The sequence below is a fragment of the Paenibacillus sp. JT22N7 genome, from assembly GCF_059383875.1.
Window position 1 is genome coordinate 16,721 of the sequence record NZ_JBXENY010000014.1, and the last position, 11,338, is coordinate 28,058.

Genomic DNA, 11,338 nt, shown 5'->3' on the forward strand with positions numbered 1-11,338 from the left:
CCTTAAAACTGAAAATAAATAAATGGTGTGGAGGCTGTTGGCATAAGCAATAGGAGTGCGAGCAATACGAAAAATAAAATAAACAAGCCGCCAAAGGTCGTTAGCTTAACGCGAGGGTAATCTTTCAACCGTACACCAACGATATGGCCGGCCAGTACAAGCACAAGTACGAAGCCCAAATAAGGGTAGAACCACATGAGGCCGCCGGTGTCGATGAGGAACATTTTGCGCAGCACCAGCCAAGAATGCTCAAAGCTTTGGGAGCGGAAGAACACCCAGGTGATGCAGACAAATACAAATGTAAGCGCCCATGCAGCCGTTCGGTACAGCCAGTGGTTGATTTCCTGTTTTTTGAGCACATGGTTGAAATAAAGCTTATGAATGACGAGCGCAAGGCCGTGCAGCAGCCCCCAGAATACGAAATTCCAGCTCGCTCCGTGCCACAGGCCGCCAAGCAGCATTACAAGAATGAGGTTAATGTTTGCACGGATAGGCCCTTTGCGATTGCCGCCGAGCGAGAAATACAAATATTCTCTCAGCCAAGACGACAGCGAAATATGCCAGCGCCGCCAAAATTCCGTCACGCTGCGGGACAGGTACGGCATATTGAAGTTGCGCGGAATGTCGATGCCCATACATTTTGCCGAACCGATTGCCATGTCGGAATAGCCGGAAAAATCGCAATAGATTTGCACCGCATACGCAATGACGGCGAGCCATACGGTTAGTGGCGAATATTCGCCGGGACTTGCGAATACCGGATCGACAAACATCGCCATATGATCGGCAATAATAATTTTTTTGACTAGACCAAAGATGAATATTTGTCCGCCTTCAATTAAGTTGCTGCGCTTGATGACGATGTCACGGGCCATTTGCGGCAGAAAATGCCGCGGCTTGAGAATCGGCCCTGCGATCAAATGCGGAAAAAACACGATTAAAAGCGAGAAGTCCCAAATGGACGACGGCTTAATGTCGCGCTTGTACACATCTATCGTGTAGCTCATTACCTCGAACGTAATAAACGAGATTCCCACGGGCAGCACGATCGAGAGCAGCGGAAACGTCATGCCAAACTGATCCAGCAAGCCATTCGCCGAATCTATGAAAAAATTAAAATATTTGAAGAAGCCAAGAATTGTTAGATTGGCAATGACGCTGAATATGAGCCAGCGCTTGCGCACCGCAGCCTCTGTTGCCCGGTCGATCGACACGGCACTCACATGGTTTATAAGCGTCATCACGATCACGAGCAGGACGAAGCGGTAATCCCATACGCTGTAAAAATAATAGCTGCCGATCAGCAAAACTGCTTTTTTCAGCGCATGTATTTTAATAGTAGATAACAGGATAAGCATTACGGCAAAAAACAGCAGATACTCCCAGCTTGAAAATATCATTTTCTCATCTTCCTTCGAAATAATTCGCTACTGCTTTGCTCACTAAATCATGCCCCGAGCTGTTCATATGCCCAGTTCCATACGTAGTGTTGGAGAAGCCATAGGCTGGCAGCCCCGTATCCTGATAGGCCTTCACAAAATCCTGTCTCATATTCAGCATCGGAATACCCTGCTCCTTGGCCGTACGCTCGGCTAGCTCTTCAAAATAACCCGGCTGCTGCTCATCCTCTGGCGACTGAAAATCGATTTGCGGTAAAAAAACGAAAACAAGCTGCGGATATTGTTCCTTCAAAATTCCGAATATCCACTTCACCAGCTCTGCATCCCCCGCTTGAGGCGTGAAGTCCGAGCCTTTCGTTTCTTCCGCTGCCGCATCGTCCTTCTCCAGCAGCTTTTGCATGTGGTCCGAGCCAACACGCACTACCGACAGCCGCAGCAAGCCGTAAAGAGCTTGAAGCTTCGCGGCAACCGCATTGCGGCTAATAAAGTCTTCATTAAAGACAAGCTTATACGAGTCTCCGTCCTTCTTGGCATAGTAGCTCGTATTTTCACCATATAAATCCTTGAGATCATTCTCATTAATTTGGATGACAACGGCATCCGGATCGACCCGCTTCTTATAAAAGTCCGCCAAATAGGCATAATGCGCAGGGGAGGCAGAGCTGCGTCCAGCATCATAGGTCATCACCTTGCGGGAATCCAGCTCGGGCATCCTTGTCTGCACTTGGCGAAAAAACTTCACTTGATCGCCAACTTGAAGCGCTTCCGTATAGGAGTCGCCCAAAAACAAAATCCGGTACTCTGCCTTGCGGGCAGCGGCCGTCTCATTGGGATCAGGGAAAGGCTGTGCGATGGCGCCTTCCGCATAAATTTTAGTGATGCCGTAGCCTTCCTGCCCATTTACATACAGCCCCGGGTTCAAGATGCGCCCCAGTTCCGGATGCTGCTGGAAGCCTGTCGTACGAATCGTTGTAACCTCCAAAATGCCTTCCCAGGCCACGAGCGCAACTAGCAAGGCCAGCAGCGCTTTACCCGCAAGTTTGTACCTCATTATTCCCACACCCCATTATCAACTTCCACTGCGCAGATACCTTCTACCTTGTACTTTCTACTTTCTACCTTAAATCTTTTGTTTTCGATGTTCTAAATCACAAGTGGCATCAGAAAACACGAGATTGAAGCACACAATTTCAAAAAAATATTTTGTGCATCACCTGATGTTAAGCAGCTGCAATCCAAACGACAGTTTAGAAAGTGATCGTTCCCTACGAATAGTAGAGCTGGCGGACACCAGAGCCGTTATTTCGGTAAAATGTCGCCTTTTATCCGCTAGCCGGACACCAGAGCCGCTATTGGTCCATTTCCCCTTTGTTTTTCGGGGTTTTGAAGGGAATAGCGGCTTCCCTGTCCGCATAACTGCCCATTCTTCTTATATCCGTATCAATAGCGGCATCTCAGTCAGCTGACACTATTCTTCCGCCAAGTAACCTTCTACCAAGTAAATACGATCGAACACCACACGAACCCCACACCTGTCCACGCAGCGCAGCCCTCTCTTCACCAAGCAAAGCCCTATTATCCGCCGCTATAAACCGCAGGGTAATGGGTGGATCTCGTAAAGATACCAAACGAATTAATAACCGCCTTGCCGCTGCCAGCTGTAACGCCGACCCAAATCTTCTTCACATTATCCTTCACGTCGAAGTAGATTGGGTCCGCCATATCGCGAGCAGACATATAAACACCGCCGTACGTATCGGCGAAATAAAAGCTGTTGTTGCTCATGCCGCGCAGCCAATTGCCCGAGCTGCTGAGCTGCTTGCCATTTTTGTCATAGCCGCGAACAATAACCCGTCCACCCAGCTCATCCTGCGCCGCCCGCTTAATAACGAACTGCTTAACGACCGAGACATCAACCATGGCACCCACAGCTACACAGCCATTGGCAAAAGTAACAAAGCCTTTGCTGCTGCTGATGCAGGCAAAATTATTCGTCGCTGCAGGCTCTCCGCCCGTATTGCTCAAGAAGGACATGCCGTCAAGCGTGACCGCAGTATTCGTCTTGCTCCAGCGCTCCGACAAATTAAACGATTCGCGCAGCGTGAACTGGTCAAAAAAGCTCGATTCCTGCGTCGAAACAATTTGATTGCCGAACTCCGACTGGTCATCCAGCTTGGCGTCGCCGTAGCTGACGTTAAAGGTGTTGTTGTTGCTTTTATTTTTCAACCGGGCCATATAAACGCCATTCGTCTCATTGCGAACATAATCAAACGTATTGTTTAGACCATGTTCAATGACGATTGGCACACTTTCGGCAGAGCCCGTCGTATTTCGCTGATTCAGCTCAAAGCTAGGCTTCACGAATACATTGTTGTTGTTATTCGTATAAGAGCCATCCTCCGTCGTAATGACAATGCCGTATCGGCTCTGCGACGTATTGTTGCCGCTCCAGACTGCAAAGTTGCCGCCCGAATACAAATTCTCATTGTTCCAGCCGGATACTTTGGCCTTATTGCGCTTGTTGGTCACCTTTAGGCCGATTTGGTTGGAGGTGATTTTGCCAAGCCGAATGTCATTATAGGCGAAGCCTGTCCCAATCCCGATCGTCTCTACACCTACGGAGAAATTTTCAGCACGTTGAATGTGGATACCGGAATTGTTCGCATTTATCACAAGAATGCCGATGGACTTGCGCGACTTGTCCTTGGACCAATCGACCAGCTTGCTTCTCCGAACATTAAGGCCGCTATATTCAGCTCCCGTTACTGTACTTTCCTCGCCCAGCGTCAGAAATGGCACATAGGCCGTTCCGGAATAAATGAGCGGGGCACGCTGATCCACCGAAATATTCGCTGGAATCACAATTGCCTTGGAGGAGCGGAATTCCGTTAGCTCCGGGAAAAGCAGCGTTACTTGCCGTCCCTTATCCCGCAGCGCCTTTGCCTTGGCAATCGCTTTGGAAATCGCGCTCCAATCATCCTTTTTCCCGTCACCTACTGCACCGTAATCCACTACATTGATATAAGTGGCATCTGCGCTGTTTGTCGCTGCGGCAGCGCTCGCCACCGGATTCCCCTCTACCTCCAGATGGAAGCCTGTGCTCCCGCCAGTAGTAGAGGTTTGCGCCTTGTCCGACTTCAGCGATGGCAAAGCCAGCGCGGCCAAAATGACGACTACCAAACTAATTCCCCAAATCCAGCTGCGTCTCATCGTGTTGTTGTTTCCCTCTCTCGTGAATCGGCTCATTATATCGTCCCATGCTTGCGAAGCGCTGCAACTTCCAGCACGATCGCTTCATCGAAGCCAATCGGCTTGAAATCCAGCTCTTTCGCCGCTTTGGAATAGTCAAAGTTTTTGTCCTCATTCAAGCGGAGAACCTTCTCGTAATTAATAATCCGGTTCGGTATTTTCTCTCCGATTCGGCCCGCGATGAGAGCAAGCTTATAAGGAATATGCAAAAATACAATCTTCTTGCCCATCGCCCCCGCGATCAGGCTAAGCAGCTCCTTGTATTTCAGCGGCGCCTTTCCCGCGACATCATATTCCTGGCCGCGTGTCAGCTCCTCGCGATTCAGCATCGAGACGAGCACCTTGGCCAAATCGTTGGCGTAGATCGGATGCATGAGGCCATCCCCAGCACCCAAAATCGGATAAACGGGAAAACGCTTCATGATTTTGACGAGCATATGGATGTTGCCATCCTGATGATTGCCGCAAATCATCGACGGACGAATAATCGTATAGGTCAGACCGCTGGCACGCAGCAGCTGTTCATTTTGCAAATCAATATGCGATGAGCTCTTGAACTTGCTGTAGATGCCGGTGCTGTTCACGTAATAAATGCGCTGGATGCCATGCTGTAGGCAAGCTTCAAGCACATTTTTCAGTTGATTGCGCGGCGCCAGATGCAGCACCTCCGTTATACCTTCATGGCCGAGAGCCTTCCTCACATCGTCTGCATCGCGCAAATTGCCGTAGACGAAACGCTCGCCTTCCTTCATCCAGGATACGTCGCTTGATTCCCTGACCATGTAGCATACTTGATCACGCTTGAAATCCCGCTGAATCTGCTCATATAGAAATCGGCCCGTCAGCCCTGTTATGCCCGTTACCAGAATCATTGCTCCTACCCCCGCCTTAAGCTTTAATATCGCTTGCTTTGAAAACTTTGAAAATAGTGATGAAAATAATTTTGATGTCAAAGCCGAAGGACATCTGCTGCAAATAATGCTCGTCCAGACGAACCTTCTCGTCATCGGAGATGGAATCCCGGCCCGACACTTGGGCGTAGCCCGTCAAGCCCGGCTTAATATCATTGATTTTCCGGTCATTTCGCTTCTCAATAAGGGAATATTGATTGTACAGCGCAGGCCTTGGGCCAACGACCGACATTTCCCCCTTCACGACGTTAATGAGCTGAGGCAGCTCGTCGAGGCTCGATTTTCGCAAAAATCTTCCCGTCTTCGTTATGTAGGATGCTGGATCCTGCAGCAAATCCGTCGCCACGTTCGGCGTATCTGTCCGCATGCTGCGGAACTTATAAATGGCGAACAGCTCGTTATTTTGCCCCATCCGCTGCTGAACGAAAAACACGGGGCCCCGTGATTCCAGCTTGATCAAAATCGCCACCACCAGCATGACCGGGCTAAACACAATCAGCGCAATGCCAGCGGAAATAAAATCGAAGGCTCTTTTCCCAAATTGATTGTACATGCGTCTCCACTCCTCCCCACACTATATGGCATCTATCTCTACAATCTCTTAAACACGGCGTTTTTAACGTAATTCGTCAAGCACCATAAGGCTTTAAACGGGTTCAGCTTCTCTACATCGCGGTACAGACGCCACATTTTGTAGACGGCTTTCACTTTATTGTTTGAAATCGAGCCTTTCACGAGGCGATAGTAGCTCAGCTCAACGGGCAGGCCGTAGGCCAAATGCCCTTTTTTCAAAATCGACAGCCACATGCCCGTGTCCTGCTTCGCCCGAATGTTCGGCATTTGCACCTGGCCGAGCTTATGCCGATCCAGCATGACGGTTAAACAGCCGATAATCGTATTTTTCAATAACGTATCGTAATTAATAGAAGGAACTACTCCGATCACACGCTCCGTCAGCTCCCCTTCCTCCGACATCACCCGGTAGCTCGTGAAGGAGAAACCGATATCCTGCGTACGCATAAAATCAAGCTGCAGCGCCAGCTTCGTCGGGAGCCACAAATCGTCGCTGTCCAGAAAGGCGAGATAACGGCCCCTCGACAAATTCATCGCAGTATTGCGGGCTACCGCCGCTCCGCTGTTCTTCTGCAAGCGATGCAGCTTAATCCGGCTGTCCAGCGCAGCTTCCGCCTCAATAATCTCGCAGGAATTGTCCGATGAACAATCATCCACGATAATCATTTCCCAATCGGTGAATGTCTGGGCTTTGACCGAAGCAATCGTTTCCTTAATAAAACGCGAGCAGTTGTAGGACGGCGTTACAATCGTAACGACCGGGTCCATCAAATTAGACACGAATATCCCTCCAGCTTATCATTAGGTGCTTGCGGCGCGGGCAGGCTTACTGCCTACTTCCTGAATAAATCCAGCGGCTTGCGCTCTTGGAGCGTAGCATAGGGCAGCAGCCAGGCTATCGCTACGTAACAGAACAACAATCGGTTCTCATTCAAATCGCCAGACACATTGGCGTTCAGGAACAGGAACACTACCGAGAAAACAGTAACTAAAGTGAAGCGGTCTGTCATTTTACCAGCTATAAAGTGCGCAGCTGCTCGAACCGCACCCCAGAATATCGCAAGAAACAGCAATACGCCAGCAAGCCCAAGCTCGCTCCACAGCTCCAGAAAAATATTATGCGGATAATTCGATACATCCTCATGGGCGAAAGCGATCGTAAAGCTGCCAATACCGCCGCCGAAGAAAAAATGATCCTGTATCATTTGCCACGCTACCGCATAACGCTCCACCCGGCCTTCCGCCGATTCTCCGCCTCCCGGCTGATTAAACAGCACCGAGATGCGATAAATGAAGGTGTCCATTACGCCAGAAGCTACGAGTGGTACTGCGAGCGCAGCGAGCAGCAAAATAATGAAAAAAAGCGTGCCTACTCCTTTGGAGAAGGTAATTTTGCCCCGGTTCACTTTCACAGACAGGAACATAATTAGCACGATCGTTCCGACCAGCGTAATAAGCGGCGTCCGGGCACCACTGACGGCAACCGATAGAAAGGTCAACGCCAGGAACAGGCTGGCGACAATTTTGGCCGGTGTCCGCAGCAGCGGATTGTATAAATATAAACCGATCAAGGCGATAACCGCGATGCCATTCGTTCGGCCAAGCGACAGATAATCCGAGCCAAGCACCTCAATCTGTCCAATGAATTGGCCAGCTTGCAGCTTCTCCAGAAACATCTGCAGGCAATAAAAGGTCATTAGCGAGGAGACGGCAATAATGCCGACGAAAAATCGCTCCAGCCCTTTTTTATCACGAATAAGCAAAAAAGGCCCGATGAAGGACCAGGCGGTCAGCAGCATGAAACGGGATGTTTTCTGAATCGCGAAGGAATAGCTTGTCGAATAAGAAAAGCTGAACAAAATGTAGCCAATCAGCAGCACAAACAGCAGCAGCGGAATTAGCGCCGGCTTCGGCAGCTCTTGGGATTGCATAAGGCGAACAAAATAAAGAAGCATCGTCACTGCCATTAGAAAAAAGGTTAAGTCGACGGGAAAGGAAATGCCCGATTTAATATAGCCGGATAATAAAAATACGCCCAGCAGAAATTCCCCTGACGCCAATATCGCAAACGGGGCAGCCAAAGCCCCCCACTTCCGCTTGGCGCCAGGCAAGAGCGTGGCCCCAAATGCATTCGATTTTAACATCAGTGACCACCCTCTCTTTCCTTCTTAAAAGTATGCTGTAAAGCTATACGGCGCTGCGGTTCTGGGATGTTATCGTCCGCTTCACGAAGGCTTTAACCTCCGACAAATCCGAACGGATAATGCCTTCCAAATGCTGAAGCTCCAGCATGACCGGCTCAATATCCTGCGCCATTGGCTTACCGATGAAAATGCGGTTGTTGAGTGTAGCCGACATGCCTTCAGCATCGGTCAGCAGCTCCTCATACATTTTCTCGCCCGGTCGCAGGCCGGTGAATTTAATGTCAATATCGCGGTACGGCTCGAAGCCGGATAAGCGAATTAAGTCTTTGGCCAGCTCATAAATTTTGACAGGCTTGTCCATATCGAGAATGAACACCTCGCCGCCCTTGGCGAAGGCGCCTGCTTGCACGACCAGTTGGGAAGCTTCCGGTATCGTCATAAAATAACGAATCATCTCCGGATCGGTTACGGTAACCGGGCCGCCCTCGGCAATTTGCGCTTTAAACAGCGGAATGACGCTGCCCCGGCTGCCCAATACGTTGCCGAATCGCACAGCTGCAAATTTTGTTTTGCTGTAAAAGCTGATCGACTGCACGATAATTTCCGCTACGCGCTTCGTCGCACCCATGACGCTCGTCGGATTGACCGCCTTGTCCGTCGAGACAAGAACAAATCGCTCCACGCCGTGCTGGTCACAGGCTTCGGCTACATTTTTCGTACCCATAATATTGTTCATGACCGCCTGCTTCGGATTGCGCTCCATCAGCGGAACATGCTTATGAGCGGCTGCGTGGAATACGACTTGGGGACTGTATTCGCCAAACAGCGCGAACAGCGTCTCACGGTCTTGTACATCGGCAATAATCGCCTCCGTCTGCAATTCCTTAAACGTCTTGCCCAGCTCCATATCAATTTGATAGATGCTGTTCTCCCCATGACCGAGCAGCAGCAGCTTGCCTGGCTTAAACGGCGCAATTTGGCGGCACAGCTCTGAACCAATGGAGCCGCCTGCTCCCGTCACCAGTACAACCTTGCCTTCCACGTAATTCGCGATGCCTTCGAGATCGATAGCCACTGGGCTTCTGCCGAGCAAATCTTCTACTTCGACATTGCGAATCGACGATGCCGTCACTTTGCCGAGAATAATGTCGTCCAGCCGCGGTACAATTTTCAGCTCACAGCTTGTTTCCTTGCAGAGATTGATAATTTCGGAAATATCCTTCTTGCTTGCCGCCGGAAGGGCGATAATGATGTGGTTGATCTCATGCTTCTCGACAACTGCGGCGATATCATTGCGATTGCCTAGTACGCGAAGGCCGCCAACGCGGTTGCCCCGCTTCTGCTCATCATCATCAATAAAACCAACCGGATAGCTGTTGTTGATGTATTTGTTTTGCTTAATTTCCTTAGCCACCATCGAGCCGCAGTCGCCTGCGCCGATAATCAATACTTTGATATCGCCAGTGCCTTTTTTGTTGTAGGTATCGCTTCTGAGACGCAGCGCAAAGCGCGTGCTGCCTTTAACGATCAGCGAAGATTGGAAGATGAACAGCAGCAGAGCTAGATCCACCCACTCCCACTTCAAAACGCTAAACAACAGTCCGCTGACGATAACGCCCAACGTGACCGCTTTGAAAATCGACACAAGCTCGCCGACGCTCGAATACTTCCATATTCGCTGGTACAAATTGTAACGAAGCATGAATAAAATCGTTGATGTAGACAGGACAGGCGCAAAAATAAGCACCGCATGCCAGTAGCTCGCTCCTTCGCCTTCATACATTAAGGCGAAGCAGATTAATGTGATGAGCGTACTTGTTAAAATATCAACGAATAACAAGAGTGGAATTCTTTTTTTCCACATCTCTCTTCTCTCCTCCTATACCAACTCACTATAATTGTAGACTCTATTTGGTCAGCAGCTGCGAGTAGAAACCAAGCAGCTTGTTCTCTTCATGCACCCAGTTCAGCTGTTCGCGTACGGCCCGCTGGCCATTACGTCCCATTCTCGCCGCTTTCGCCGGGTCGTTCTTTAGTTCATTAATCGCTCGCAGTACCGCCAGCCCATCGTTAGGATCGACCGCAATGCCGCATTGATGAAGGTTCACGAATGCTTCCCAGCTTGGAAAATTGGAGCAAATGATCGGCAGCCCTGCATTCATATATTCAAAAAACTTCGTCAGCTCTTTCTTCGCATAATGCTCCGTCGGCGGAAACAGTGCGAGACCCGCCAGCCAGCGGCTCTCGGCGTAATAAGCGTCAATCGCCTCGCGGGCGATAAACTTCTCTACACCGTCGATCGTTACGCGATCCGCCGCAGCACCGGCAGCTTCGGCAACCCGGTCTGCAATCGGCTGGGCGCATTTGCCTACATAATGCACATGAATGCGCTCATCCAGCTTTGCTATCTGAGCATGCAGCTCGGAGCCGCGATCCAATGTGACATTGCCCGTGTACAGCAGATGAATGGCATCATCGTGCTGCGCTGCGCCAGCTTCCGCGTCTGCAGCAGGCTTGTCCGCCATCGGCTGCAGGATCGGATAGTTCAGCACATCTACGCCGCGCAAATATTTGTCCCGGTAATATTTTTCTGCCAGCACAATTTCGAACTGATTAATACAAAGCTTCTCTACAATGCGATAAATGCTCGCAAGCGTATTTCTAGCCCAAACCGGCAAATATTTCTTCTGCCGAATGCCCGTTTCGTAATCCTCATGGATGTCGTAAACGACATGATTGGATTTATTTTTGAGCAGCCACCCTACCCAAATCAGCTCGGGATCGTGAAAATGGTACACATCCGCCTCAAGCTGCTTCGCGAGCCGGTAAGCCTGCCAGCTGTTCTTCGTCATACGAACCCAGCGGTTCGCTGCTTTCTGAAGCTTGATCAGCTTGAAAGCCGGTTTTACTCGGTCCAGATCCGGATGGTCCGTCGCAATCAGCGTCACATCATAGGCCGCATTCGCGAGCGAGGCGCATTCTTTATGGAAAATGCGGGTATCCATCGGATGGTGCACCGTTGTCATATGAACCACCTTATGTTGAACCATTGTAAACCACC

9 protein-coding genes are annotated in these 11,338 nt (G+C 50.0%); all 9 read right to left on the bottom strand.

Translation table 11 applies throughout. The features are described 5' to 3' along the window. Positions 1 to 2: 2 nt before the first annotated feature. The gene (locus AC50Y5_RS29060) at positions 3 to 1,400 is read right to left on the bottom strand and encodes an MBOAT family O-acyltransferase (RefSeq protein WP_056037626.1); all 1,398 of its coding nucleotides are present in this window, start codon (positions 1,398 to 1,400) and stop codon (positions 3 to 5) included. A 4-nt stretch (positions 1,401 to 1,404) separates the two neighbouring features. After that, complete coding sequence (locus tag AC50Y5_RS29065; RefSeq protein ID WP_494864916.1) at positions 1,405 to 2,451, bottom strand: SGNH/GDSL hydrolase family protein; 1,047 nt, start codon at positions 2,449 to 2,451, stop codon at positions 1,405 to 1,407. A 524-nt stretch (positions 2,452 to 2,975) separates the two neighbouring features. Continuing rightward, the gene (locus AC50Y5_RS29070) at positions 2,976 to 4,646 is read right to left on the bottom strand and encodes a pectate lyase family protein (RefSeq protein ID WP_494864918.1); all 1,671 of its coding nucleotides are present in this window, start codon (positions 4,644 to 4,646) and stop codon (positions 2,976 to 2,978) included. Beyond that, the gene (locus AC50Y5_RS29075) at positions 4,646 to 5,521 is read right to left on the bottom strand and encodes an SDR family oxidoreductase (protein ID WP_494864920.1); all 876 of its coding nucleotides are present in this window, start codon (positions 5,519 to 5,521) and stop codon (positions 4,646 to 4,648) included. Before AC50Y5_RS29075 ends, AC50Y5_RS29070 begins: the two co-directional genes overlap by 1 nt. Positions 5,522 to 5,537: 16 nt before the next feature. Then, positions 5,538 to 6,113, bottom strand: a complete 576-nt coding sequence (locus AC50Y5_RS29080; protein ID WP_494864924.1) for a sugar transferase — start codon at positions 6,111 to 6,113, stop codon at positions 5,538 to 5,540. A 38-nt stretch (positions 6,114 to 6,151) separates the two neighbouring features. After that, complete coding sequence (locus tag AC50Y5_RS29085; RefSeq protein WP_494865027.1) at positions 6,152 to 6,901, bottom strand: glycosyltransferase family 2 protein; 750 nt, start codon at positions 6,899 to 6,901, stop codon at positions 6,152 to 6,154. 65 nt (positions 6,902 to 6,966) lie between these two features. After that, entirely contained in the window at positions 6,967 to 8,277 is a 1,311-nt protein-coding gene (locus AC50Y5_RS29090) for an O-antigen ligase family protein (RefSeq protein ID WP_056037609.1), read from the bottom strand. A 43-nt stretch (positions 8,278 to 8,320) separates the two neighbouring features. Continuing rightward, entirely contained in the window at positions 8,321 to 10,141 is a 1,821-nt protein-coding gene (locus AC50Y5_RS29095; protein WP_056037606.1) for a polysaccharide biosynthesis protein, read from the bottom strand. 43 nt (positions 10,142 to 10,184) lie between these two features. Beyond that, complete coding sequence (locus AC50Y5_RS29100; protein ID WP_494864933.1) at positions 10,185 to 11,327, bottom strand: glycosyltransferase; 1,143 nt, start codon at positions 11,325 to 11,327, stop codon at positions 10,185 to 10,187. Positions 11,328 to 11,338: the final 11 nt, after the last annotated feature.